Annotated in this window: 23 protein-coding genes and 1 pseudogene; 12 read left to right on the top strand and 12 right to left on the bottom strand. The window is 66.0% G+C overall.

Annotation, left to right across the window (positions count from 1 at the left end):
- Positions 1-8: 8 nt before the first annotated feature.
- Positions 9-740 carry a Crp/Fnr family transcriptional regulator gene (locus ACQ7JA_RS01620; RefSeq protein WP_430894161.1) on the bottom strand — a complete coding sequence of 244 codons (732 nt, stop codon included), beginning with the start codon at positions 738-740 and terminating at the stop codon, positions 9-11.
- A gap of 244 nt (positions 741-984) precedes the next feature.
- Between ACQ7JA_RS01620 and ACQ7JA_RS01615 the strand changes: the two genes are divergently transcribed.
- From ACQ7JA_RS01615 to ACQ7JA_RS01595, 5 genes are all read left to right on the top strand, one after another.
- Entirely contained in the window at positions 985-1,749 is a 765-nt protein-coding gene (locus tag ACQ7JA_RS01615) for a glycine zipper 2TM domain-containing protein (RefSeq protein WP_430894160.1), read from the top strand.
- A gap of 183 nt (positions 1,750-1,932) precedes the next feature.
- On the top strand, positions 1,933-2,160 hold the full coding sequence (locus tag ACQ7JA_RS01610; protein ID WP_430894159.1) for a hypothetical protein: 228 nt from the start codon (positions 1,933-1,935) through the stop codon (positions 2,158-2,160).
- A 98-nt stretch (positions 2,161-2,258) separates the two neighbouring features.
- A complete protein-coding gene (locus tag ACQ7JA_RS01605) occupies positions 2,259-2,405 on the top strand; it encodes a lmo0937 family membrane protein (RefSeq protein WP_020652694.1) in 147 nt (48 codons plus the stop codon).
- 108 nt (positions 2,406-2,513) lie between these two features.
- Positions 2,514-3,182, top strand: a complete 669-nt coding sequence (locus tag ACQ7JA_RS01600; protein WP_430894158.1) for an OmpA family protein — start codon at positions 2,514-2,516, stop codon at positions 3,180-3,182.
- Positions 3,183-3,362: 180 nt separating this feature from the next.
- Positions 3,363-3,533 (top strand): hypothetical protein, encoded by a 171-nt coding sequence (locus ACQ7JA_RS01595; RefSeq protein ID WP_430894157.1) that lies wholly within the window; start codon positions 3,363-3,365, stop codon positions 3,531-3,533.
- A 30-nt stretch (positions 3,534-3,563) separates the two neighbouring features.
- Here the strand turns inward: ACQ7JA_RS01595 and ACQ7JA_RS01590 are convergent, their stop codons facing one another.
- The gene (locus ACQ7JA_RS01590; RefSeq protein WP_430894156.1) at positions 3,564-4,400 is read right to left on the bottom strand and encodes a branched-chain amino acid aminotransferase; all 837 of its coding nucleotides are present in this window, start codon (positions 4,398-4,400) and stop codon (positions 3,564-3,566) included.
- A gap of 151 nt (positions 4,401-4,551) precedes the next feature.
- Between ACQ7JA_RS01590 and ACQ7JA_RS01585 the strand changes: the two genes are divergently transcribed.
- Both ACQ7JA_RS01585 and cls read left to right on the top strand, forming a co-directional pair.
- Positions 4,552-6,645 carry a site-specific recombinase gene (locus tag ACQ7JA_RS01585; RefSeq protein WP_430894155.1) on the top strand — a complete coding sequence of 698 codons (2,094 nt, stop codon included), beginning with the start codon at positions 4,552-4,554 and terminating at the stop codon, positions 6,643-6,645.
- Positions 6,642-8,030: a cardiolipin synthase gene (gene cls / locus ACQ7JA_RS01580; protein WP_430894154.1), complete on the top strand. Its 1,389-nt coding sequence runs from the start codon at positions 6,642-6,644 to the stop codon at positions 8,028-8,030. The genes ACQ7JA_RS01585 and cls overlap by 4 nt, the downstream gene beginning before the upstream one ends.
- 27 nt (positions 8,031-8,057) lie before the next feature.
- Here the strand turns inward: cls and ACQ7JA_RS01575 are convergent, their stop codons facing one another.
- The gene (locus tag ACQ7JA_RS01575; RefSeq protein ID WP_430894153.1) at positions 8,058-8,894 is read right to left on the bottom strand and encodes a metallophosphoesterase family protein; all 837 of its coding nucleotides are present in this window, start codon (positions 8,892-8,894) and stop codon (positions 8,058-8,060) included.
- A gap of 16 nt (positions 8,895-8,910) precedes the next feature.
- Positions 8,911-9,660 (bottom strand): phosphatase PAP2 family protein, encoded by a 750-nt coding sequence (locus tag ACQ7JA_RS01570; RefSeq protein ID WP_430894152.1) that lies wholly within the window; start codon positions 9,658-9,660, stop codon positions 8,911-8,913.
- A gap of 139 nt (positions 9,661-9,799) precedes the next feature.
- Between ACQ7JA_RS01570 and ACQ7JA_RS01565 the strand changes: the two genes are divergently transcribed.
- From ACQ7JA_RS01565 to ACQ7JA_RS01555, 3 genes and pseudogenes are all read left to right on the top strand, one after another.
- The gene (locus ACQ7JA_RS01565) at positions 9,800-10,012 is read left to right on the top strand and encodes a hypothetical protein (protein WP_258829776.1); all 213 of its coding nucleotides are present in this window, start codon (positions 9,800-9,802) and stop codon (positions 10,010-10,012) included.
- A 110-nt stretch (positions 10,013-10,122) separates the two neighbouring features.
- A complete protein-coding gene (locus tag ACQ7JA_RS01560) occupies positions 10,123-11,136 on the top strand; it encodes a sulfate ABC transporter substrate-binding protein (protein WP_430894151.1) in 1,014 nt (337 codons plus the stop codon).
- A gap of 108 nt (positions 11,137-11,244) precedes the next feature.
- A pseudogene (locus tag ACQ7JA_RS01555) lies at positions 11,245-11,529 on the top strand (SDR family NAD(P)-dependent oxidoreductase); the annotation flags it as partial.
- 290 nt (positions 11,530-11,819) lie between these two features.
- Here ACQ7JA_RS01555 and ACQ7JA_RS01550 read toward each other — a convergent pair.
- The 4 genes from ACQ7JA_RS01550 to ACQ7JA_RS01535 form a co-directional block, all read right to left on the bottom strand.
- The gene (locus tag ACQ7JA_RS01550; protein WP_430894150.1) at positions 11,820-12,257 is read right to left on the bottom strand and encodes a hypothetical protein; all 438 of its coding nucleotides are present in this window, start codon (positions 12,255-12,257) and stop codon (positions 11,820-11,822) included.
- Positions 12,258-12,344: 87 nt separating this feature from the next.
- Entirely contained in the window at positions 12,345-13,361 is a 1,017-nt protein-coding gene (locus ACQ7JA_RS01545; RefSeq protein WP_430894149.1) for a porin, read from the bottom strand.
- 247 nt (positions 13,362-13,608) lie between these two features.
- Complete coding sequence (locus ACQ7JA_RS01540; protein WP_430894148.1) at positions 13,609-14,340, bottom strand: transcriptional regulator; 732 nt, start codon at positions 14,338-14,340, stop codon at positions 13,609-13,611.
- Between the two features lie 57 nt (positions 14,341-14,397).
- Positions 14,398-16,092, bottom strand: coding sequence for a diguanylate cyclase domain-containing protein (locus ACQ7JA_RS01535; RefSeq protein WP_430894147.1), 1,695 nt, complete (start codon positions 16,090-16,092; stop codon positions 14,398-14,400).
- A gap of 222 nt (positions 16,093-16,314) precedes the next feature.
- On the opposite strand from ACQ7JA_RS01535, the gene ACQ7JA_RS01530 reads away from it, so the two are divergent.
- Both ACQ7JA_RS01530 and ACQ7JA_RS01525 read left to right on the top strand, forming a co-directional pair.
- A complete protein-coding gene (locus tag ACQ7JA_RS01530) occupies positions 16,315-17,211 on the top strand; it encodes a LysR family transcriptional regulator (RefSeq protein ID WP_430894505.1) in 897 nt (298 codons plus the stop codon).
- A 50-nt stretch (positions 17,212-17,261) separates the two neighbouring features.
- The gene (locus tag ACQ7JA_RS01525) at positions 17,262-18,392 is read left to right on the top strand and encodes a serine hydrolase domain-containing protein (protein ID WP_430894146.1); all 1,131 of its coding nucleotides are present in this window, start codon (positions 17,262-17,264) and stop codon (positions 18,390-18,392) included.
- Between the two features lie 45 nt (positions 18,393-18,437).
- Here the strand turns inward: ACQ7JA_RS01525 and ACQ7JA_RS01520 are convergent, their stop codons facing one another.
- From ACQ7JA_RS01520 to ACQ7JA_RS01505, 4 genes are all read right to left on the bottom strand, one after another.
- The gene (locus ACQ7JA_RS01520) at positions 18,438-19,085 is read right to left on the bottom strand and encodes a YitT family protein (RefSeq protein ID WP_430894145.1); all 648 of its coding nucleotides are present in this window, start codon (positions 19,083-19,085) and stop codon (positions 18,438-18,440) included.
- A gap of 324 nt (positions 19,086-19,409) precedes the next feature.
- Positions 19,410-21,320, bottom strand: coding sequence for a TRAP transporter large permease (locus tag ACQ7JA_RS01515; protein ID WP_430894144.1), 1,911 nt, complete (start codon positions 21,318-21,320; stop codon positions 19,410-19,412).
- Entirely contained in the window at positions 21,317-21,898 is a 582-nt protein-coding gene (locus ACQ7JA_RS01510) for a TRAP transporter small permease subunit (protein ID WP_430894143.1), read from the bottom strand. The genes ACQ7JA_RS01515 and ACQ7JA_RS01510 overlap by 4 nt, the downstream gene beginning before the upstream one ends.
- A gap of 68 nt (positions 21,899-21,966) precedes the next feature.
- Positions 21,967-23,100 (bottom strand): TRAP transporter substrate-binding protein, encoded by a 1,134-nt coding sequence (locus tag ACQ7JA_RS01505; RefSeq protein WP_430894142.1) that lies wholly within the window; start codon positions 23,098-23,100, stop codon positions 21,967-21,969.
- Positions 23,101-23,284: the final 184 nt, after the last annotated feature.

Here is a 23,284-nt window from a genome sequence, read left to right as displayed (position 1 = left end):
GCAAGCCCTCAGTTGCGTGCGCCGTGCAAGGGCATGGCCCCCGCCTCCCGCACGATCTCGTAGCAGGTGCAGGAGGCGGCCGCTAGCCCATCCGGATCGAGGATCTCGATGTTCCCGCGGCTGTAGTTGATCAGCCCCTGCTGCTGCAGGGCGCTGGCGGCCTTGGTCACGCCGACCCGGCGCACGCCGAGCGCGTGGGCCAGGAACTCGTGGGTGAGGTGAAATTTATCCGACTGCAGGCGGTCGCGCGTGACGAGCAGCGAGCGCGCCAGGCGCGCTTCCAGCACGTGGAAGCGGCTGCACACGGCGATCTGGATCGCCTGGGCCAGCAGGGTATCCGTGTAGCGGTACAGCACGCGCTGCAGCGCCGGGTTGCGCCCCACCTCTTCGCGGAAGCGTTCGCTGTCCATGCGGCCGGCGCTGCCGGCGCGCTGGGCGATGGCGCGCACCTGCGCGGTGTCATGGCCGAGCGCCACGGTTGCGCCCACCATGCCTTCACGGCCGACCAGGCCGACCTCGAGGGTCATGCGCCCTTCGGCCACGCCCATCAGCGAAACCAGGCAGTCGTGGGGAAAATAAATATAGCGCAGAGGGTCGCCCGCTTCGCACAGGACGTCGCCGGCCTCGACCTTGACCGGGTCGAGCAGCGCCAGCACCTGGGCAAGTTCTTGCGGCGGCAGTGCGGCCAGCAGCAGGTTGCTGTTGTGTTCGGCGATCGGCGGCGGTGCGGCAACGTTCATCGGTTTCTCGTGGTGGGACTGTGGCATACGAGCGCGGGCGCCGTCGGCGGCTGCCTCGCGGCCTCGCCGGATACATTTGCAAACAATTTCGGCCAGCGTAACCGTCTCGCTGCGAGCTGGTATGTACGGTGACGCACGGAACGGCTTGTTGTTCCTGAGGACAATCTCCGCATGTGTCAGGCAGTCCGGACGGTGCCCCAGAAGGCAGCCGCGGACCCGACAGAAACGAACGAAAGGACGCACCATGAATACCTCCCCTACTTCCCCCACCCGGGCGCGCCTGCATCCCCTGATGATCCTGGCGGCGCTCGCGGTCGTCCTGTTCTGCATGGTGGGCACGGCCGCCATCCTCGGCTGGATCCCGACCTCGACCGGCGGCACCGCCGAGCGCCAGCTGAGCGAAGCCGACCGCCTCGCCCTGGCCGCCACCCTGCCGCAGGGCGGCGTGCAGCCGGCGCCCGGCGTGGTCGCCCCGGCCCCTGGCCAGCAGCTGGCGCCGGGCTACGCCGAGCCGGTGAATGCCCAGGCCCCGGCGGTGCCGGCGCAGGCCTATGCCCCGGCCTACCCGGCTGCGGCGGCAACGGCCGCCGCAGCGCCCGTGCGTGAAGCACCGGCGCCCAAGGCAGTCAAGAAAGATGTCCAGGTTGCCGCCGCCGACACCGGCCGCAACTGGTGCTCGAACTGCGGCAACGTCGAATCGGTGCGTGAGATCAAGCAGCGCGCCCAGGGCAGTGGCCTGGGCGCCGCCGGCGGCGCCGTGATCGGCGGCCTGCTGGGCAACCAGATCGGCGACGGCAGCGGCCGCACCATCGCCACTGCCGCCGGCGCCATCGGCGGCGCCGTGGTGGGTAACCAGGTCGAGGGCAATATGAAGGCCACCGTCAGCTACGAGATCCGTGTGCGCCTCGACGACGGCACCCTGCGCACCTTCCGCCAGAGCAGCCCGCCGGCATGGCGCAGTGGTGACCGCGTGCGCATCGTCAAAGGCAAGCTGCGCTCGGTCGCCTGATCCCCGATCACTCCTCCGAAAGCCGGGATGCCGCAAGGATCCCGGCTTTTATTTCCTATGAATATTTTTTCTTTATAGCAATGTGCGGCAGCGCACGGAACAATGGATGAGCTAACCCGACAATGGATTCACGCTGCAAGGCGTGTGCGATTCGGATAAAAACCATTCAAGGGGGAACGCATCATGAACAGCATGGCATGGATCGGCATCATCGTCTGGGGTGTGGTCGTGGCGGCTTTCGGCCTGTTGTCGGCCCATCCGCCGGGCGAAGCGGCATCGACGGGTCTGCAGCCGCAAGACGTCGTCTTCCTGGTGGCGGGCGGCCTGCTCACCTGCCTGATCGGCGTGACCGGCCTGCTCGGCTTCATGGGCTGGATTCCCGGCATCAAGAAGGACGGCGCCAAGGCCTGAAAACTGCGGATACGTACGGCATCGTACAGAGACCGGCGCCACGGATGGGCATACTGGAATCACGACGCAAACAATGCGTACTTCCAGTGAGGTGAAACATGTTATATACAATCGCTGTCATCCTGATCGTCCTGTGGCTGCTCGGCCTGGTGACCTCGTACACCATCGGCGGCTTCATCCATATCCTGCTGGTCGTTGCCGTGATCATGATCCTGGTGCGCCTGATCAGCGGACGCGGCATATAGCCTTGCAAGCCCTTGCAGTACCCCGTACCATCCCGATCCGTTTCGCAGTCGCGCCCACGTTGACCGGGTGCGATTCCGAAACGGATTTTTCGATCTAAGGAGAACACCATGCATACCAAACTGACCAAGACCGCGGCCGCGATGGCCCTCGTCGCCTTCACCGCGACCGGTTGCGCCGACATGAGCGCGACCCAGCGCGGCACCGCGCAAGGCGCGGGCATCGGCGCCGCCCTGGGCGGCGTCATCGGCGCCACCACCAGCGGCGGCGGCAGCGGCCGCGCGACCCGTGGCGCCGTGATCGGCGGCGCCCTCGGCGCCGTGGCCGGCAACATCTGGTCCAAGCGCATGGAAGCGCAGCGCCAGGCCATGGAACAGGCCACCCAGGGCACCGGCGTGCAGGTCAGCCAGACCGCCGACAACCGCCTGAAGCTGGAGATCCCGAGCGACATCTCCTTCGACACCGGCCGTTCCGACATCAAGGGCAACTTCCAGCCCGTGCTGAACCGCTTCGCCCAGACGCTCAACGAAAACCCGGCCACCACCGTGACCATCATCGGCCACACCGACAACACCGGCACCGACGACATCAACCAGCCGCTGTCGGTGGACCGCGCCTCGCGCACCCGCGACTACCTGGCCGGCCGTGGCGTCAACCCGAACCGCGTCACCATCGAAGGCCGCGGCTCGCGCGAGCCGATCGCCTCGAATTCGGACGCGAACAGCCGCGCCCGCAACCGCCGCGTCGAGATCTACGTGGCGGAACGCGCGCAAGGCTGATTCCCCTCCCCGCGTTTCGCGAAACCGTCCGGCCTGTGCCGGACGGTTTTTTTTCGTCGCGGAATTCGCGCGCGGATGCGCGGCCATCTTCGCTATGGTCGGCTCCATGGAAAACGTTCCGATCCGCATCGTCGGCGAACAGCGGCTTTCCGATGACCGTGCCCCACTCGAGAAGAGGTCGTGCACTGCTTTTTGGGCGAGTATGAGCGCGGCGGGAAGAAGCAGGAAGGCGAGGATATCGAGGTGCTCGAGATCGATGCCGACGAGGCCTTCAGGATGGTCGAAGACGGGCGGATTGTCGATGCGAAGACGGTGATGTTGCTGCAGCGCTTGCGGCAGGAGCTGTTGTAGGGTGGGCGGGTCTCCCGCCCACCCTACGGATCAGCTGGCTTCGGTGAAGGCCAGGTAGAGTTCACGCGCACGACGCGCCACCGGACCTGCTTCCAGCGTACGGTCTTCATAACGCGTGCACGGCGTCACCTTGCCATAATTCCCGGTGCTGAAGATCTCGCGCGCGGTGCGCAGTTCTTCCGGCGTCACCGTGCGTTCTTCCACGTGCACGCCCTCGGAGGCCAGCAGCGCGATCACGCGCGCGCGGGTGATTCCCGCCAGGAAGGTGCCGTTCAGCTTAGGCGTCACCACCGCCCCATCCTCGGCCACAATGAACAGGTTCGAGGCCGCGAACTCCGCCACATTGCCGTCCGCATCCAGCAGGATCGCCTGGTCGAAACCGCGCGCCGCGGCTTCGCGCATGGCGCGGGTCGAGTTGGCGTACAGGGCCGAGGCCTTGGCGTCGGTCGGCGCCATGGTCGGCTGCGGGCGCAGCATGGTCGACAGGCAGCTCGAAAAGCCGGCGAACGGCGGCAGCGGCGCATCGAACAGGGTCAGCGCGAACTGGCTGGCCGCCGCCACGGGAATCAGGAAGCCCTCGGTGCCGAACACCAGCGGGCGGATGTACAGTTCGGCGTCCGCCGGGAACTTTGCCACGCCTTCGCGCACCAGCGCTTCCATCTCGTCCACGCTCAAGGGGCAGCGCAGGCCCAGCTTTTCGCTGGATGAAATCACGCGCTCCAGGTGCGGGCGCAGGTCGGGCAGCTTGCCGCGCAGGGCGCGGGCGCCGTCGAACACGGACGAGCCCAGCCAGAGGCTGTGGTCCATGGCGCCATAGAGCGGCACATTACCTTCAGTCCATTGGCCGTTGTAATAAGTCAGGTACATTGCATCCCCATCGTTTTGTCACAGAACATCGTAGTGTAGCGCGGATGCGTGACCCGGATGTGTTGACGGTAGCCCCTGGCCATTGTTCGGTGGCGAACCATGTTTCCTCCCCGCCTCGCGTACACTAGGGCTTTCCAAGCAAACGCTGCCCATGCTCGCCATCCTCGAACGCATCGATCCCGATAGCGACCGGATCGACCTCCTGGTCGACCTGGTCGATTGCCTGCGCCCGCGCCCGCGCTGGGTCTGGCAACGGCAGGACGATCCGGTGCAGAAGGTGCGTACGCTGACCCAGCTGCTCAAGGGGAACCCCGCCCAGGCATGGGCGCTGCGCCGCTACATCACGACCCTGCTCGAGAATCGCCGCCATACCAGCCTGTACAGCGATATCGGCATCCTGTCGAACGACGGCTTCGTCACCGAACTGAAACGCCGCATCGCCTACCGCTTCCTGCCGCCGGCCCTGAACGACCTCTACCTGTCCGACGCCCTGAACCAGGTGCTGTACCGCGAAGACGACTACGAATGGATCCGCGCGGTGCCGAACCACGACTGGATGGAACTGTTCGACGTCATCGCCAACGCCCCGCCACCAATCGATGCAACGCCCGACCGCGCCCGCTACGTGACGCTGATGGGCCTGCTGGACGCGATCCGCACCCTGTCCTGCCGCATCTGCGCGCTGGGCCTGGAGCCGCGCCTGGTGCACAGCTACAGCGAGATCGAGGACTTCGATTCGCCCTTCCTGATGCAGAACATCGAGGTCAACGACTACCTCGACGAGTACGCCCGCTACCTGGACGGCAAGATCGAGCAGCCCGAGCCGGCCCGTCACCTGCTGGTGATGCTGGACCAGTGCGAAGAAGTGGTGCTCAAGATCCGCCGCGGCGCCATGTCAAGCGGCACCAGCGTCGCCCTCACTTACCTGCTGGTGGCCCTGCAGCAGAGCATCAACCGCCTGCACAAGCTGCTCTACCTGGTCGACGTCAGCGGCAGCCTGCCCTCGGCGCCGACCGTCGACCTCGAGGCGATGGCCAGCCGCCAGGAAGGCCTGGTGGCGAGCGGCAAGCGCCTGGCCGCCATCGCCCTGGCCGAGGAGCTGATCGAAGCCCACAACACCAAGTACGAGGTGCGCGGCTTCATGCGCGACAACGTCGACCTGCTGGCGCGCAACGTCACCGAGAACGCCAGCCGCACCGGCGAGCACTACATCGCCGAGAGCCGGCGCGACCTGCGCCACATGTTCACGGCGTCCGCCGGCGCCGGCTTCATCGTCGGCTTCATGGCGATGTTCAAGATCATGCTCGGCTACCTGCGCACCGCGCCCCTGGTCGAGGCTTTTCTCTTCAGCATGAACTATTCGCTGGGCTTCATCCTCGTCCACGTGCTGCACTTCACCATCGCGACCAAGCAGCCGGCCATGACGGCCCAGCGCATCGCCGCCTCCCTGCACCGCGCCGACAACGGACGCGGCCTGGACGTGGACAGCCTGGCCGAACTGGTGAATAAAGTCTTCCGCACCCAGATCGTTGCGGTGCTGGGCAATGTGCTGCTGGCCTTCCCGGTGGCCTGGGCGATCGCGGTCGGCTACAAGGCCATCAACGGCAGCCACATCGTCGACCCGGCCAAGGCCCACCACCTGCTGCACGACATCGACCCCATCCACAGCCCCGCCCTGTTCTATGCCGCGATCGCCGGCATCTGGCTGTTCGTGGCCGGCCTGATCTCGGGCTACTACGACAACAAGGCCCTGTACACGCGCATGGGGCAGCGGGTGCGCCAACTGCGCGGCCTGCGGCGCCTGCTGGGCGAGGAGCGCCTGGGACGGTTTGCCGACTACGTCGAGGACAATCTCGGCGGCCTGATGGGTAACTTCTTCTTCGGCATCATGCTGGGCATGACCGGCACCGTCGGCTACCTGCTCGGCCTGCCGCTCGACATCCGCCACGTGACCTTCTCCACCGCCAACCTGGCCACTGCCCTGGTCGGCCTGGACTACCGCCTGCCGGTGGAGACGGTGGTCAACGCCGCTACGGGTGTGGCGCTGATCGGCGCCGTCAACCTGGTGGTCAGCTTCGGGCTGGCGCTGTGGGTCGCCATGCGCTCCCGCAAGATCCGTTTCAAGCGCGGCATCCTGCTGGTGCGCGCCATGGGGCGCCGCATGATCGCGTCGCCGATCGACTTCTTCCTCGGGCCGAAGGACCAGCCCGTCAGCACCGTACTCCTCGAGAGGGACACGAAATGAACAACAAGCGCTTGCGGACCTTCCTGGCGTTCTTCGCCTTCATCTGCGTCGTTGCCTCGTGCAAGACCCTGCCGGACGCGGAAACCCTGCCGGATAGCCCGGCCAAGGCGACGCCCACGGTGAAGACCCCGCGCGGCATGCTCGACAACAGGCAGGCGGCGGCGCTCTTGAGAAAACGCTGGGCGAATGCCTCGCCCGACCTGAAGCAGCTCGCGGTGCTGGAAGAACAGGCCACCGGCGCGCCGCTCATCCCGGGCAACAAGGTCACCCTGCTGTTCGACGGCCCGGCCACCATGCGCGAGATGATGGCCGCCGCGCGCGATGCCAGGACCTCGATCAATCTCGAGACCTATATCTTCGACCAGGATCCGATCGGCCTGCAGTTCGCCGAACTGCTGATGGAGAAGCGCCGCCAGGGCGTGGTCGTGAACATCATCGCCGACGGCGTCGGGACCCTCGCCACACCGAAGGAATTCTTCGAGCGCCTGCGTGCGGCCGGCATCAACGTGCTGATCTTCAATCCGGTCAATCCGCTGCAGCGGCCCGGCAACTGGCAGCTGAACAACCGCGACCACCGCAAGATCATGGTCGTGGACGGCAAGGTCGGTTTCACGGGCGGGATCAACATCAGCGAGACGTATGCCAACAGCTCGCTGTTCCGCTCACGCAAGAAACCGGGCAGCGTCAACAAGGACGACGTCGGCTGGCGCGACACCCACATCCGCATCGAGGGCCCGGCGGTGGCCGCCCTGCAGTACGCTTTCGTGGACAACTGGGTGCACCAGGACGCCGGCGAACTGCCCCAGGCCGACTACTTCCCGCGCCTCGCGCCGGTCGGTGACAAGGTGCTGCGCGTGCTGGCGACCTCGCCGGACCGCGATTCCGAGATCTACAAATCGATGATGGTGGCCATGAACGAGGCCAAGCAGTCGATCCACATTACCTCGGCCTACTTCGTGCCGGACCAGCAGATCGTCGACTCGCTGGTGAATGCGGCAAAGCGCGGCGTGGACGTCAAGCTGGTGCTGCCGGGGGTGTCGGACCACGACCTGATCAAGTACGCGGGCCAGGCTTTCTATGAACAGCTGCTGGCGGGCGGCGTGAAGATCTACCAGCTGCAGGTGGCGGTGCTGCATGCGAAGACGGCGGTCATCGACGGCATCTGGTCGACCATCGGCTCGGCGAACATCGACCGGCGCAGCTTCATCCACAACTACGAGCTCAATGTCGTGGTGCTGGATCCGGGCTTCGGGCGCGATATGGAGGCGGCGTTCAACGAGGATTTGCGCAGCTCGAAGCAGGTCACCCTCGATCAGTGGCGGGACCGGCCCTGGAAGGACCGCTTGCGTGAGTTCATCGGGCGACTGGCCGAATACTGGATCTAACGTAGGGTGGGCGGAGGACCGCCCACCCTACAAGCCCGCCGCCATCAGGCCGTCGATGTGCGGCGTCCACACATTCCCGGTCCGCATGAACTTCTCCGTCGCCACCAGCGCAAATTCCCCGCGCACCACATCCCAGCCATAGCGGTCGATCTCGACCTGCAGGGGCTCCACCCGCACCACATTGAAGGAATTTACCTCCCCGCGCCCGCGCGTCGAGGTCGCCGTTCCCGCCTGCACCACCAGCGCCGCATACTCGCTGATCTGGTAGCGCGCCGCCGTGCTGCCCGCGTGGCTGGCGTGCATGTGGCCCGCCATCAGGATGTCCACGCCCGACTCCGAGAAGGCCTGCATCGCCAGCGAACGGCGCCGCACCAGGTCGCGTTCCTCGAAACCGTCGGGCAGGTCGAAGGGATGGTGGGTGACGACGATGCGCGTGATCTCCGGCGGCAGGCCGGCCAGCTGTTCGCGCATGGCGGCGAGCTGGCCGCGGCTCACGCGGCCGTCCTTGATGGTGAGCGAGCGCGCCGTGTTCACGCCGACCACCGCGATCTCCTCGTCGGCATAGAAGGGATCGAGGTCGTCGGTGATGTAGCGCTTGTAGCGCGCCAGCGGCTTCACAAAGCGCCGGAACACGTTGTAGAGCGAGATGTCGTGGTTGCCCGGCACGATGATCTGCGGGCCCGGCAGGGTGTCGAGGAAGGCGCGCGCCTCCTCGAACTGTTCCGGCCTGGCGCGCTGGGTCAGGTCGCCCGACACCACCACCACGTCCGGATCGACGCGCTCGACCAGGGCGCGCAGCGGCGCCAGCAAGGCCTGGTCGACGCGGCCGAAATGCAGGTCAGACAGGTGGACGAGTGTGCGCATCCTTTCTCCTTCGGTATCAGATGTCCTGCGGCTCCGGCGTCTTGCCGCTGCGTGCCGCGCGGGCGCGCTTGCGGCGGTTCAGGGTGGCGGCGCCGGTGATGCAGATCGCCAGCCAGGCGCAGCCTTCCACGAGACCCGCCAGCACATCAGTTAAGTAATGGACTCCAAGATACATCCTCGAGAAGGCGACCGTCGCCACCATGGCCGCCGCCAGCACGAAGGGCAGCACCCTGCCCCACCAGGAGCGCGCATGGCGGGCAACGTAGCAAGCGATGAAACCGTACAGCACGGTCGCGCCCATCGCATGGCCGCTGGGGAAGCTGTAGGTCGTCAACTCCAGGATGGGCTCGGCGAAATGCGGGCGGGCGCGCTCGAAGGTGTGCTTGAGCACCACGTTCAGGACCTGGCCGCCGGGCACGCTGCTCGCCAGGGCGATCAGCGAGTAGCGGTGGCCGCGCCGGTACAGATAGAAACCGAACAGCGCGGCCAGCACGAGGATGCCCGGCGTGCTGTGCATGTGTGTAATGCCCAGCAGGAAGCTGCGCAGCGGCCCATTGGCGTGTGCATGCGGATGCAGCCAGTTTGCGACCTCGACGTCGAAGCGCGTGATCGGCGCGCCGGCCACGACGGCGCCTGCGATGTGGGCAAATGCGGCGGTGGCGATGACCAGCATGGCCAGGCCGGCAGTCAGGTGTAGGCCGTATTCCCCTTCGGCAGAGAAGCGGGCCGCGGCGAAACGGTGGAGTCGGGGCAGGATCTGGTTCATGCGGAACTATCTGGGGCTTGTTGGTGGAAAAACCACAGAAATAAAAATTTACTGTACATCCAAACAGTAACTGTAGATTTATACAGTGGTTATGATATTCTTTACTCACTCCAACGATTTTAATAAAAGGAAACACACCATGACCACTCTGAACAGCTCTTTCGGCCTGGAATATGCCCCTGTCCCTTTTATGGTGCGCCTCGGCCGCCGCGAAATCCTGATCACCCGTGATTTCCGCAAGCGCTTCTACGCCGTCAACCCGATCATCGAATGCGATACCGGCGTCGAGCCGGGCCACGTCGAGATCCTGCTGCTGCGCCGCTGGCTGCTCATCCTTTCCAAGGCGCACTAAAATAATCGCACGCGTCAAAAGTTTCATATTCTTAGGCGAATTCATTCGTTCCTTCAGGGGGAACTGAGCCGTAAGCTACAAGCTCCGAACTCCCTCTGAAAGAAGAACACATGCTTCGCAAAACCTTCGTGCAATCGCTGGCGGCGCTGACGCTGCTGGCAAGCCTGGCCCCGTCGGCAGCTCTTGCGGCGGACGTCACCCTGCTTAACGTGTCCTACGATCCGACCCGTGAGCTCTACCAGGACATCGACGCCGCCTTCGCCCGCAGCTGGAAGGCCAGGACGGGCGACACCGTCACCGTGAAGCAATCGCATGGCGGCTCGGGCAAGCAGGCCAGGGCCGTCATCGACGGGCTGGCAGCCGACGTCGTGACGCTGGCGCTCGCCTACGACATCGATGCTATCAGCGAAAAAGGTTTGATTGCGCAAGGTTGGCAGAATCGCCTGCAATACCGCAGCGCGCCCTACACCTCGACCATCGTGTTCCTGGTGCGCAAGGGTAATCCGAAAAAGATCCGCGACTGGGGCGACCTGGTGAAGCCGGGCGTGTCCGTCATCACCCCGAACCCGAAGACCTCGGGCGGCGCGCGCTGGAACCACCTGGCCGCCTATGGCTACGCCCTGCGCCAGCCGGGCGGGTCGCCGGCCACCGCCAAGGATTTCCTGGGCAAGCTCTACAAGAACGTGCCGGTGCTCGACTCCGGCGCCCGCGGCGCCACCACCACCTTCGTCGAGCGCGGCATCGGCGACGTGCTGCTGGCCTGGGAAAACGAAGCATTGCTGGCCCTGCGCGAACTGGGTCCGGACAAGTTTGAGATCGTCGCGCCGTCGATCAGCATCCTGGCCGAACCGCCGGTCGCCGTGGTCGACAAGAACGTCGACAAGAAGGGCACCCGCAAGGTGGCGCAGGCCTACCTCGAGTTCCTCTACACCGACGAGGCCCAGGACATCATCGCCAAGAACTACTACCGTCCGGCGGTGGAACGCTTCTCGAAGAAGTACGCCTCGCAGTTCCCGAACATCAAGCTGTTCCAGATCGCCGAGCTGGGCGGCTGGACCCAGGCGCAGAAGGCGCACTTCGCGGATGGCGGGCTGTTCGACCAGATCTACCAGCCGGGCAAGTGAACATCTCCGACCTGCCCTGGTCTTGTGGAGGCGCCGCATTGTCGGCGCCTTTTTTCATTCATTCGGAACCTGGATTTTCGTAGGGTGGACGGGGGCGCCTAGCCGGCTTTGCCATCCGCGCGTTCAAACGGTCTTCGAACAGCCGCACATCTGCTCGAAACGGAGTTGGATGCGCGTGCGGCGAAGCCGCACACCCTACAAATTCTGAAAAGCAAGCGAGCATCTCCTGCTCTCCAGCCGGGCTGGCAGGCCATCGACCGTTTCGGCCGCATCGACACCTGGGTCAACAACGCCGGCATCTCGATCTTCGGCCGCCTGGAGGAAATCGCGCCGGAGGACCACCACCGCCTGTTCCAGACCAACTTCTGGGGCACGGTCAACGGTTCGCTGGAGGCGGCGCGGTGCATGAAGCGCGGCAGCGGCGGCGCCTCGAAGATGATCTCGGCGGGCTCGAAGCTGATGCCGGCCATGTTCGACCGCTACATGAACGCCACCATGTTCAGGCAGCAGCAGTCGAACCGCCCGACCCTGCCGGGCCGCCGCGACGCCCTCTACAAGCCCGATCCGGCAACCGAACTGCGCCAGCGCCAGGGCATGCCGCAGAACGTGCATGAGCGCAGCCTGTACACCAGGAACAGCCTGCGCTCCTCGCCGACGACCACCTGCTGGTGGCCGGTGGCGCCTTACTGGCCGCGTTCTCGCTCTCGCGGCGGCTGGCTCGTTAAGAAGTCGGTGTCCTCCTCGGTAAGCGGCGTATCGGGGATGGACACGATCTGGTCGGTGTCGATGTCGGCGCCGTCCTTCGAGACGGTGTCGCGGCCGGCCGCGGCGCGTTCGCCGGTGCCGCCCATGTCGCTGTCACCGGAGAAGTTGGCGTCGCCCACATCCGGGCCGGCGGTGCCGTCGGCGTGGCTGGCTTCGAGGTCCGAGGTGGTGCCGCGGTCGAAGTCCAGCGTCTGCTCGGGGTCGAGCGCGTCGGAGAAGCCGGGGCCGCCCACCACGTCGCTGCCGGTGTCGGAAATGTCGCTCGGACCCAGGGCGTCGATGCCGTGGCCCTTGCTCAGGGTACGGTCGGGGCGCTCCGGGAAGTTGTCCGGATCGAGTGTGCTTGTGCCTGTCATGTTGCCTCCAAAAACGTTGTTAGCCATGGGATCAGGCTACCGTTTTTTGCAACATCGCGTCGCCGCGCAGGAAGGCGCCCACCCGCGTCAGAAGGCGCGCCGCATCCCCACGTTGATCGCGCCGCCGCTGCCGCGCTTGCCGACGTCGAGTACGCCGCCAGTGTGCTGGATGTGCGAGTAGGCGGCGTAGAAGTCCATCCTGCGCGATACCGCATAGGTGGCCCCGACCGCGATCTGGCGCGCGTCCTGGTTGGAGAGGTCGCGGTCGTTCTTGCGGATGTAGGAAGCCAGCAGCGTGGTGGCGTGATTCAGGGGCACGGCGACGCCGGCCAGCACGTCGCGGCTGTCGGTCGAGGGCGTGCTCTTGATTCCGGCGGCGCCGTAGGGGTTGTCGGGGTTGAACAGCGGCGAGCTGGCCCAGCCGCGGTTGGCGCTGTAGGCCGCGTAGGCCGTGCCCCAGCCCATGCGGTAGTTGGCCGCCACGATCGAATTCTTCGCGGCCATGGTGATGTCGACCTGGTTGATGCGGGTGACCTTGGCCACGTTGCGGTTCTGGTGGGCGGCGCGGATGGTGAAGGGACCGAGCTTGAAGCCGGCCGTCATGCCCCAGGCGCGGCCCGAGGGCGAGCCGTCGATGTCTCCCCTGCCCCAGGACGAGCCGGCGGTGAAGCCCTTGTAGCGGCCCTGGTAGCTGATGCTGTCGTCGCCGCGCAGCCTGTCCTCGGCGCCGCTGGCGCTGCCGGCCAGGCCGCCGCGGAAGGGATCGCCCACTTCGTTCAGGGTGGTGAAGTCGAGGTTGTACTGGCGGCCGACAGTAAGCGCCTGCGCGGTCGATTCGGCATTGCGGCGCGCTTCCGTTTCCCTGGAGGTTTCCAGCGTAAAAATCGCCGGCGCATCGCTCGGCTGTCTTGCGGCCTGCCCGGCGGCTAGCTGGGCGGATGCTTCCTTCACGCTGCCGGCGACAGATGACACGGCGCAGCCATTGGCGCACCCGGCTTCCCTGGCGACCCCGGCATCGGCGCCCGCTGCGGGCGCACTGTTCTGTGCCGAGGCGCACGCCGCGCTCGCTCCGAGCACGGCACATGCGACGATGGAGATCTTCATGGCGTCATTCCTCTTTGATGCCAAGTGTTCCGTATCGCAGCGGCCTGATCTGTCTAATACCTCACATAAAACTGCAGCTCATGCCAAAAAAATCAGCATTGCCTGCGGCCGCGCAGAACTTTCGCATTCATGTCCCGTTGTACACCGCAGAATGAGTGGGCGCAAGTGCCTTGGACAAAATGCGTGGCGTGCATATGGGAAGCGTGGGCGCCGCGCGACTCGTCGCTGCGCGGCTGGAGGGAAGCGCTCAGCGGCGCAGGGCCGCGAAGGCCGCCGGCTCCCACTCGCGCAGGGCGAGCAGCAGGCCGGTGCCGCGGCGTTGCGGCAGGGGTGCGGCCAGGCTTTCCTCGTGCAGCTGGGCGAAACGGGCGCGCAGCTGGCGCAGCTCGGCCTGCAGTTTGGCGCGCGCGCTCTCGGTCAGCATCCCGTGCACGAAGTCGAGCGATTCGTCCTGGGCGCGGAAACCGCTGTCGATGAATTCCGGCATGCCCTGCTCGCGGAAGTAGCGGCGGATCGGCCCATCCTGCAGCCAGTCGAAGTCGCGCGCCACGTTCAGGCGGATGCGGTTGCCCGGCAGCAGGGTGATGAGCTCGAGCCGGTCCAGGCGCAGCAGCAGCTGCAGGCATTCGGCCTCAGTCAAGCGGTAGACCTGCAGCATCTGCTCGATGGTCCAGTGGTTCAGCGCGCACACGGCAACCAGCAGCAGCCGCATGTCCGACACCAGCTCGCGCTCCTGGGCGGCCTTCAGGGTATGGATCTGCTGGGGGCGCTGCCCCGCTTCCTGGGCCAGCTCGGCCAGGGTCAGGCCCAGCAGGCCGCAGATGTCGACCAGGCGCTCGAGGGTGAACTGCTCGGTAGCGAACAGGCGCTTGACGCTGGGTTCGGACAGGTCGAGCGCCACGCCGACGTCGCGGTAGGTCTTGCCCTGGCGTTTCAGCTCGCGCTTGAGGGTGGTGATGAGTTGGGTGATCTCGGACATGCGGCGATGGTAGCAGCCGCTTTATCCACCAAGCAAGCTTAGTGGCTTACCCAGGCACTACATGGCGGCCGCCAGCGCGACGCCGTTCTTGCCGGTGCGCTTGACGGCATACATCGCATGGTCGGCGCGCGCCAGCCAGGCGTCGAGGTCCGGCTCGTCGGCGGGACGGTGCAGGGCCACGCCGATGCTGGCGCCCACGCTCACGGTGGCGGTGCGCAGCACGAACGGTTCCTTCAGGCGCACGAGGAGTTTGCGCGCCGTGTCCTCGGCGTGGACGGCGTCGGCCAGCATTTCGAGCACCACCACGAATTCGTCGCCGGCCAGGCGCGCCACCATATCGGTCTTGCGCACGCCCTGCAGCAGGCGCTCGCCGAACTGGCGCAGCAGTTCGTCGCCTTCCTCGTGGCCGTGGTTGTCGTTGACCGACTTGAAGCCGTCCATGTCGAGGAACAGCAAGGCGCAGGGCCGGCCCACGCGGCGCGCCCGGCTCATCGCCTCGGGCAAGGTTTCGAGCAGGGCGCGGCGATTCGGCAGGCCGGTCAGCACGTCGCGCAGCAGCAGGTCGTGCAGCTCGGCGGTACGCTCGGCCACGGCCGCTTCCAGGCTCTCGTTCATGGCCTGCAAGGCCTTGCGGTGCGCGGTCTCGCTGCGCACCAGGTCGCGCAGGGTATTCGACAGCATCTCCGCTTCGAGGAAGCCATCCACGCGCGGGATCGGCGGCGGCTCGCGGCCGGTGTCGGTGGCCGCGGTGATCTGTTCGATCGCGCGGCGCAGCGCCGCCATCGGGCGCGTCAGGCGGCGCGCCAGCAGCGCCGCGGCGCCGATCAGGAGCACGGTCAGCAGCGCGCTCCATGCCAGCATGCGGCGCTGCAGGTCGACCGCGCCTTCCATCGCGCGGTCCTCGGTCTGGCGCACCAGCACGCTCCAGCGCAGCGAGGTGTTGTCCAGCATGTCGCCGGTCTGGCTGTAGCCGGTGAGATAGGCGCGTCCGTCCGGCCAGACTTCGCGCATGGAACCGGTCATGCCCTTCTGCGCCAGGCGCACGCTGGCGGTATCGATCTTCTTCTCCACCAGGCCGTCCGGCCCCAGCATGACGGTGCCGTCGTCGCGCACCACCAGGATTTCGGCGCCGTATTCGCGCAGGGCCGGCGTGAGGAGCTTCCTTGCATGGTTGCGTGTCCATTCCCAGCTCAGGTGCAGGCCCAGCACGCCGGCCGGCTTGCCCTGCTCGTCGAGGAGCGGACCGGAGACGTCGACGAAGCGCCAGGGGTCGGGCTTGCGCGGCAGGATCTTCTCGAGCAGCACGGCGGGATGGTAGTCGGAGGCATGCACACCGCGCGTGCCGGCCGTGAACCAGGGGCGCTTGCTGACGTTCGCTCCTTCCAGCATGCGGCCGGTCGAAGCAGTCACAGTGCCGTCCACCTCGGCGATGCCGATCCAGGCGTAGTCCGGAAAGGTGCGCTGCAGGCTTTCGAGCACCTTGCGCGCGCTGTCGGCGTCGCGGGCAAAGCGCACCGAGGGCAGCTCGGTCAGCAGGCGGGCGTCGCCGGCGGCCTTTTCGATGACGCGGTTGAGCGAGTCGCGCATCTGCCATGACAGCTGCTGCAGGCGCAGCTGCGCTTCTTCCCGTGACTGGCGCACCGCGAAATGATTCACCAGCGCCAGCTGCAGGGCGACCGTCAGCGCGACCGTCGCACAAACGGCCAGCGTCATGAGGCTGGATAAGCGCAGTTTGCCGAAGAAGCTGTCCATGAATATTCACCAACTGTCCAAAAAGCAATAACCACACATTGTAACGATCTTTGTGCCTTGCAGCATATACAACTAGGCATCATTTGTTTCCAGATGGACTATTTTTACTCGTATTCGCCACAAGACCATCCTGGGTCCGCGCCAGGAGTTGATCGAAACAGAATAGATGCGCTAGTCTCGCACTCATCATTTCAAGTGGACCAACAATCGATGCGCAGCCAGATGGACCGCTTCCAGGAGATGCGCATCTTCGTGCGCATCGTCGAACGCCGCAGCTTCACCCTGGCCGCCGGAGACCTGCAACTGCCCCGCGCCACGGTGACCAATGCCATCAAGCGCCTCGAGACGCGGCTGGCCACGCGCCTGCTGGAACGCACCACGCGCGTGGTCGCCCCGACGCTCGACGGCCAGGCCTACTACGGGCGCTGCGTGCGCCTGCTTGGCGACCTGGCCGAGATGGAAGCCGTGTTCACGCGCACCGAGCCCAGCGGCCTCCTGCGCGTGAACCTGCAGGCCACGCTGGCCCGCCACGTCGTCGCGCCCGCCCTGCCCGCCTTCCTGGCGCGCTATCCCGGCATCGCGCTGCAGATCGGCGAAGGCGACCGCCTGGTCGACCTGGTGCGCGAGGGGATCGACTGCGTGCTGCGCGTGGGGAACCTGCAGGATTCCTCGATGGTCGCCCAGCAGGTCGCGCGCCTGCGCCAGGTCACCTGCGCCAGCCCTGCCTACCTGGACCGCCACGGCCGCCCGCTCGGCCTCGACGACCTCGATGGCCACCTGGCCGTGCACTACCTGACATCCAGCACGGGCCGCCCCTACCCGCTGGAATTCCTGGTCGACGGCGCGCTGCGCCAGGTCACGCCCCCGGCCTCGGTGTCGGTGACCGGCGCCGACATGTACGCGGCCAGCGCCATCGCCGGCCTGGGACTGGTGCAGGTGCCGCGCTACCGCATCGAGACCGAGCTGGCGTCCGGCCTGCTCGAAGCCGTCCTGCCCGGGCTGCCGCCGCCCGAGCTGCCGGTCTCGGTGCTCTATCCGCAAAGCCGCCAGCTGTCGCCGCGGGTGCGCGTCTTCGTCGACTGGCTCAAGTCCATCTTTGGAGAGGCCACCGATCTCTGAGCGGGCGGGCCGGTGTACCATGGCGGACCAGCCTTCGCCAGGAGCCTTCGATGAACCTGCTTTGCCTGCTGTTCGCCTGCCTGCTTTCCGCCTGCGCCGTCTCCCCGCCCGCCGCACGCATCGTCCCGGATGAGGAAGTGCGCCGCCTCATGGCGAGCGAGAAGGTCGAGGGCCTGGCGCTGGCCGTGATCGACAAAGGCCAGGTGAAGAGCGTGCGCACCTGGGGCTGGCGCAACGTCGAGAAGAAGCTGCCGCTGGAGCCGCACACCGTCATGTACGGCGCCTCGCTCACCAAGCCGACCTTCGCCTACATGCTGATGCAGGTGGTCGACGAGGGCAAGCTGGATCTCGACGCGCCCTTGTCCACCCTGCTGCCCCAGCCGCTGCCGGCCTACGACAAGCGGCCCTACGACTTCTCCGACCTGGCCGGCGACGAACGCTGGCGCAAGCTGACCCCGCGCATCCTGCTCACGCATTCCTCGGGCTTCGCCAACTTCCGCTGGGTCGAACCGGACAAGAAGCTGCGCTTCCACTTCGATCCGGGCGCGCGCTATGGCTACTCGGCCGAGGGCATGTACATCCTGCAGCTGATCGTCGAGCATGGCCTGGGCCTGGAAACCGAACAGGAGATGCAGCGCCGCGTCTTCCAGCGCTTCGGCATGCGCAACACCAGCATGCTGTGGCGGGCCGACTTCGCGAACAATCTCGCCGACGGCTACACGGTGGAGGGCAAGATGATCCCGCACGACGACCGCAGCCGGCCGAGCGCGGCCGGTTCGATGGACACGAGCATCGAGGACCAGGCGCGGCTCTGGGCCGGCATCGTGCGTGGAGAAGGGTTGAGCGCGGCGTCGCGCGCGGCGATGGTGAAGCCGCAGCTGCCGATCAGCTCGAACAGCCAGTTCCCGACCCTGGTGCCGGGCCAGGTCGCCTGGCCCCAGGGACTGGCCGCAGGCCTGGGACTCGTGACCTTCAATGATCGCAGCGGGCCGGCCTGGTTCAAGGGCGGGCACGACGACGGCACCGGGAATATGGCGATCTGCCTGGAGAACGGCCGGCGCTGCGTGGTGATGCTGTCGAACGACGTGCGCGCCGAGCGCATCTACCCCGAGCTGGCGCGCCGCGTGCTGGGCGAGACGGACATGCCGTGGAAGTGGGAATACGGGTGGTACAAGCCGTGATCTCGGGGTTCGTAGGGTGGACGGCTTCGCCGTCCACCCTACGGATTAATTTCCGAAGTAGCGCCCCGGCCGATGCCAGGCCATGACCATGCTGCTCATGGCGATCGCGCTCAGCGAGGACCAGCCGACCAGCTCAGGCTTCACGATGGACAGCGCCACCAGCAGGATGACCGCGTCGATCGCCACCTGGGTGCGTCCGGCGTTGATGCCGTACTTCTTCTGCAGCCACAGGGTGACGATGCCGGTGCCGCCCACGCCCGCGCCGTGGCGCGCCAGGGCCAGGATGCCCATGCCGCAGAAGGTGCCGCCGCCCAGCGCCGCCACCATCGGGTGGACGTGGCCGATCACCAGGCCGCCCGGCATCAGCTTCAGGAGCAGCATGATGGCGACGCTGCCGATCAGGGACTTGATGGTGAAGCGCGCGCCCATGAACAGGTAGCCGAACAGGAAGAAGGGCAGGTTGATGAGCATGAACAGCACGCCGACGGAGAGGTCCGTGGTATAGGACACCAGCAGCGAAATGCCGGCCACGCCGCCCGTGATCAGGCCCGCGGCCTGCAGCAGCAGCACGCCCATCACGACGAAGAGGATGCCCACGGCGATGCCGTAGACGTCATCGAACAGGCTATGCGGCTTGACGGTCACGACGTGGTTTCCTTGGGCGGCCTGCGAAGACAGGGCGCCCTGCATCATCGCACCACCTCGACGCGCGCCGGACCGGACGAGCGCAGCGGCTGCGCGCCATATCGGGAAGAAGTCGGGCCGAAGGGGAAAAGATGCTTCATGGTCCTCACAATGCAACAGACGAAGACGCCGCCGCGCATGCCTTGTGAGCATGGCGGCGGCGACAACAAAATCCGGGAATATTCGGTGTACTACTGCGTACAGGCCCCTATTATTACCGATGTTGCAGCGCAATGAAACTTCGTGCTTCGCATGACAGCCATTCAGGTAACGAATAACTGGCGAGAAGCACGAAAATCTTGCTAATGACGCAAAGCGCGCCGGCGTCCGGTCTTATTTGTATAGCACTTGCGGCAGCCACATCCCGATTGCCGGGAAGGTGTAGAGCAGGATGATTCCCAGGACCTGCAGCCCCATGAAGGGCAGCATGCCGAGGAAGATCTGGTTCAGGGTGACGTGCGGCGGCGACACGCCCTTGAGATAGAAGGCCGACATCGCCACCGGCGGCGACAGGAAGGCCGTCTGCAGGTTCATCGCCACCAGCAGGCCGAAGAACAGCGGATCGATATTGAAGTGTGGCAGCAGCGGCACGAAGATCGGCATGAAGATCACGATGATCTCGGTCCACTCGAGCGGCCAGCCGAGGAGAAAAATGATCACCTGGGCCAGGATCATGAATTCCACCGGCGTCAGGTTCATCCCCAGCACCCAGGCATTGATGATCTCCTGCCCGCCCAGCAGCGCGAAGGCGGCCGAGAAGATGCTGGAGCCGACGAAGAGCCAGCACACCATGGCCGTGGTCTTGGTGCTCAGGTGGGCCGATTCGCGCAGCAGCTTGAAGTTGAACCGGCGGTAGGCGATCGCCAGGATCAGCCCGCCGAAAGCCCCCATCGCCGCCGCCTCGGTGGGCGTGGCCAGCCCGAACACGATGCTGCCCAGGACCGCCAGGATCATCAGCGCCAGCGGGAACAGGGAGCCCAGCAGCATCTTGAAGATCTCGAGGCGCGCGAAGTTGAAGTAAAGGTAGAAGGCCGCGAGCAGGACGACGCCCGCCGCCAGCACGATCCAGTACGTCCTGGACGCGGGCCTGGCCACCGGCTCCACGGCGGGCGCGGGAACCACGCCTGCCGTCGCCTGCTGCGCCGCTGCCGGCGCGGCGGCGGCGGGTGCGCCCTCGCCTTCCACCGGCGGCTCTTCCAGGCCACCCTCGACCGGCGGCTCCTCCAGCCCGCCCGACACGCTGCTGGCGAAAGGATCGCTGTCCTGCCCCGCGCCCATTGCGGCCAGCTCGGTCTGCGGCGCCTGCGGCGCGGTGACGACGAGGTAGCCCAGGCCCATGATGGCCGCAAAGGCGAGTGCCGGCAGCAGCGCAACCAGGAGCTGCGAGCGCGCCGTACGGCGGTGCTCGGGCATGCGCAGCGCGCCCACCAGGCCTCCGAGGGCCGTCCTGGCATGGGCGTTTGGAATGGCCTGGGTATAGGCCGGCAGCGCGACGATACGCTCTTCGGCCGGAAGCGGGGGCGCCAGCTTGGGGCGCAGCTTGGCAATCAGGATCACGTAGCCGACGTAGAGCCCCGCCAGCATGATCCCGGGGAAGAAGGCGCCCGCATACAGCTTGACCACCGAGACCCCGGCCGTCGCGCCATACACGATCAGGAGCACCGAGGGCGGAATCAGGATGCCCAGGCAGCCGCCCGCCGTGATGCAGCCGGCCGACAGCTGGGTGCTGTAGCCGGCCTTGAGCATGGCCGGCAGCGCCAGCAGCCCCATGAGCGTGACCACGGCCCCGACGATGCCGGTGGCGGTGGCGAAGACGGCGCAGGTGACGATGGTGGCCACGGCCAGCGAGCCGGGCACGTTGGCCATGGCCAGGTGCAGGCTCTTGAACAGGCGCTCGATCAGGTTGGCGCGCTCCACCAGGTAACCCATGAAGATGAACAGCGGGATCGAAATCAGCACGTCGTTCGCCATCACCGAATAGGCCCGCTGCACCATCAGGTCGAGCGTGCGCTGCACCGCCAGGTCCGGCTCGGTGCTGTGGAAGGCGAACCAGGCAAACAGCACGCCCATGCCCATCAGGGTGAAGGCCGTCGGAAAGCCCAGCATGATGGCGACCACCACCAGGGCCAGCATCAGGAGGCCCAGGTGGCCGTTCGTCATGTCTGCGGGCGCCGGCATCAGGATGAAGACGCCGATCACGATCGCCAGCAGGATCGAGAGGCCGAACCAGATTTCCTTCCTCATCGCGCGCCCTCCTCGCTGCTTACCTGGGCTTTCAGCTTGTCGACGTCGACCTCCTCGACGTCAGCCTCGCGCGGCGGCCAGGCGCCCTCCTTCAGGCAGGCGATGCAGCGCACGATCTCCACCAGGCCCTGCAGCAGGAGCAGCGCGCCCGACAGGGGAATCACCATCTTGAAGGGATACAGGGGCGGGCCGTTGGCGGTGAGCGTGGAGTGCTCGCGGATGGCGAAGGATTCGGCGGCATAGGTGGCGCCGGCCCACACCAGGGCGACCACGCCGGGGATGAAGAAGACGAAGTACAGGATCAGGTCGAGGCCGGCCTGCAGGCGCGGCGGGAAGAAGCTGTACAGCACGTCGCCGCGCACGTGGCCGTTCTTGGCCAGGGTGTAGGCGCCTGCCATCATGAAGGCGGCGCCGTACATCATGATCATCAGGTCGAAGGCCCAGGGATTGGGCGAGTTCAGGGCGTAGCGCGCAAACACTTCCCAGCTGATGAGGAAGGTCAGCGCGACGATCAGCCACGAGAAGGCCTGGCCGACCCAGCTGCTGAGCCGGTCGACGAAAAACAGAATGTTCTGCATGAAGCTGCTCCGGTCGCGATATGGATGCCGTAGGGTGGTCGGCTTCGCCGGCCACCCTACGAAAAGCGTTACGCTTTGGTTGGCGGCGCCTTGCGACCGAAGTAGTGGTTGTAGGCCATGCGGCGCGGATTGTTGGTATCCATGTCCCACTTCACCGCCCGCTCCGCGAAGGCCCGCATCGAGGCTTCGACCTTGCGGAACAGCGGGTTATCGGCGCCCTTCTTCTTGACCACCTCGTCCCACACCGCCAGCTGCGCCTGCAGCAGCGCGTCCGGGGTCTTGTAGAACTTCACGCCGTTCTTCGACTGCAGCTCGCGGTAGTCCTTCGAATAGCGGTCGACCGCCTTCCAGGACATGTCCGAGGACGCCGCCTCGACCGCGTTCTCGATGATCGCCTTCATCTTGGCGGGCAGCGCGTTGTACTTCGTTTTATTGAAGGTGACCTCGAACTGCTCCGAGCTCTGGTGGAAGCTTTGCAGCATGCAGATCTTGGACACGTCCGGGAAGCCGAGCACGCGGTCCGAGCTGGCGTTGTTGAACTCGGCCCCGTCAAGCAGGCCCCGGTCCATGGCCGGCACGATCTCGCCGGCCGGCAGCGCGTTCACGGCCGCGCCCATGGCGGTGAACATGTCGATGGCCAGGCCATTGGTGCGGAACTTCAGGCCCTTCAGGTCTTCGCGCTTGGTGATGGCCTTCTTGAACCAGCCGAGCGGCTGGGTCGGCATCGGGCCGGTGAGGAAGGAAACCACGTTGGCGCCGATCCCGTTATACAGCTCGGCCAGCAGCTCCTTGCCGCCGCCGTACTTGTGCCAGGCAAGCACCATATTGGCGTCCATGCCGTAGGCCGGGCCCGAGGTCCACAGGGCGATCGCGGCCTGCTTGCCGTAGTTGTAGCCCATCACGCCATGGCCGCCATCCAGGGTGCCCTTGGAGACCGCGTCCAGCAGGCCGAAGGCGGGAACGACGGCGCCGGCCGGCAGCACCTCGATCTTCAGCTCGCCGCCGGTCATGTCGTTGACCTTCTCGGCGAAGTCGAGCGCGTATTCGTGGAAGATGTCCTTGCTGGGCCAGGTGCTCTGGAAGCGCATCTGCTTCGGCGTCTGCGCGCTTGCGATCATCGGGGCCGCCAGTGCGGTGCCTGCGGCTACGCCGAGGAATTTCCTGCGGTTGGACTGCTTGGTCTCCTTGTTACCCTTCTTCATCGTGTGTCTCCTGTCTAGTCTTGTCATGAACCGAACTACGGATGAGATGCGTGGGTGAACCGGTACGCGCGAAACTTGCTTGTACGTACGTCAGGATCGGCCCGTTTTATTGTTGTGTCAAGACAAGCGCTTCATGGCGGGCGGCGATTCCAGTTTTTCTTTACAGCAAGGTAATTTTTGTGAG

Origin of the sequence: Massilia sp. BKSP1R2A-1 (assembly GCF_050586525.1) — a bacterium.
GTDB lineage: Bacteria > Pseudomonadota > Gammaproteobacteria > Burkholderiales > Burkholderiaceae_D > Telluria.
This window is presented reverse-complemented; position numbering and strand designations above follow the sequence as displayed.

Bases quoted from the DNA above. Each gene is read 5' to 3' on its own strand.
- ACQ7JA_RS01540 (WP_430894148.1), bottom strand. From the start codon at position 14,340: ATGTCCGAGATCACCCAACTCATCACCACCCTCAAGCGCGAGCTGAAA.
- ACQ7JA_RS01570 (WP_430894152.1), bottom strand. From the start codon at position 9,660: ATGAACCAGATCCTGCCCCGACTCCACCGTTTCGCCGCGGCCCGCTTC.
- ACQ7JA_RS01505 (WP_430894142.1), bottom strand. From the start codon at position 23,100: ATGAAGAAGGGTAACAAGGAGACCAAGCAGTCCAACCGCAGGAAATTC.
- ACQ7JA_RS01535 (WP_430894147.1), bottom strand. From the start codon at position 16,092: ATGGACAGCTTCTTCGGCAAACTGCGCTTATCCAGCCTCATGACGCTG.
- cls (WP_430894154.1), top strand. From the start codon at position 6,642: ATGAACAACAAGCGCTTGCGGACCTTCCTGGCGTTCTTCGCCTTCATC.
- ACQ7JA_RS01545 (WP_430894149.1), bottom strand. From the start codon at position 13,361: ATGAAGATCTCCATCGTCGCATGTGCCGTGCTCGGAGCGAGCGCGGCG.
- ACQ7JA_RS01575 (WP_430894153.1), bottom strand. From the start codon at position 8,894: ATGCGCACACTCGTCCACCTGTCTGACCTGCATTTCGGCCGCGTCGAC.
- ACQ7JA_RS01610 (WP_430894159.1), top strand. From the start codon at position 1,933: ATGAACAGCATGGCATGGATCGGCATCATCGTCTGGGGTGTGGTCGTG.
- ACQ7JA_RS01620 (WP_430894161.1), bottom strand. From the start codon at position 740: ATGAACGTTGCCGCACCGCCGCCGATCGCCGAACACAACAGCAACCTG.
- ACQ7JA_RS01515 (WP_430894144.1), bottom strand. From the start codon at position 21,320: ATGAGGAAGGAAATCTGGTTCGGCCTCTCGATCCTGCTGGCGATCGTG.
- ACQ7JA_RS01560 (WP_430894151.1), top strand. From the start codon at position 10,123: ATGCTTCGCAAAACCTTCGTGCAATCGCTGGCGGCGCTGACGCTGCTG.
- ACQ7JA_RS01605 (WP_020652694.1), top strand. From the start codon at position 2,259: ATGTTATATACAATCGCTGTCATCCTGATCGTCCTGTGGCTGCTCGGC.
- ACQ7JA_RS01590 (WP_430894156.1), bottom strand. From the start codon at position 4,400: ATGTACCTGACTTATTACAACGGCCAATGGACTGAAGGTAATGTGCCG.
- ACQ7JA_RS01525 (WP_430894146.1), top strand. From the start codon at position 17,262: ATGAACCTGCTTTGCCTGCTGTTCGCCTGCCTGCTTTCCGCCTGCGCC.
- ACQ7JA_RS01600 (WP_430894158.1), top strand. From the start codon at position 2,514: ATGCATACCAAACTGACCAAGACCGCGGCCGCGATGGCCCTCGTCGCC.
- ACQ7JA_RS01615 (WP_430894160.1), top strand. From the start codon at position 985: ATGAATACCTCCCCTACTTCCCCCACCCGGGCGCGCCTGCATCCCCTG.
- ACQ7JA_RS01530 (WP_430894505.1), top strand. From the start codon at position 16,315: ATGGACCGCTTCCAGGAGATGCGCATCTTCGTGCGCATCGTCGAACGC.
- ACQ7JA_RS01565 (WP_258829776.1), top strand. From the start codon at position 9,800: ATGACCACTCTGAACAGCTCTTTCGGCCTGGAATATGCCCCTGTCCCT.
- ACQ7JA_RS01550 (WP_430894150.1), bottom strand. From the start codon at position 12,257: ATGACAGGCACAAGCACACTCGATCCGGACAACTTCCCGGAGCGCCCC.
- ACQ7JA_RS01520 (WP_430894145.1), bottom strand. From the start codon at position 19,085: ATGATGCAGGGCGCCCTGTCTTCGCAGGCCGCCCAAGGAAACCACGTC.
- ACQ7JA_RS01585 (WP_430894155.1), top strand. From the start codon at position 4,552: ATGCTCGCCATCCTCGAACGCATCGATCCCGATAGCGACCGGATCGAC.
- ACQ7JA_RS01510 (WP_430894143.1), bottom strand. From the start codon at position 21,898: ATGCAGAACATTCTGTTTTTCGTCGACCGGCTCAGCAGCTGGGTCGGC.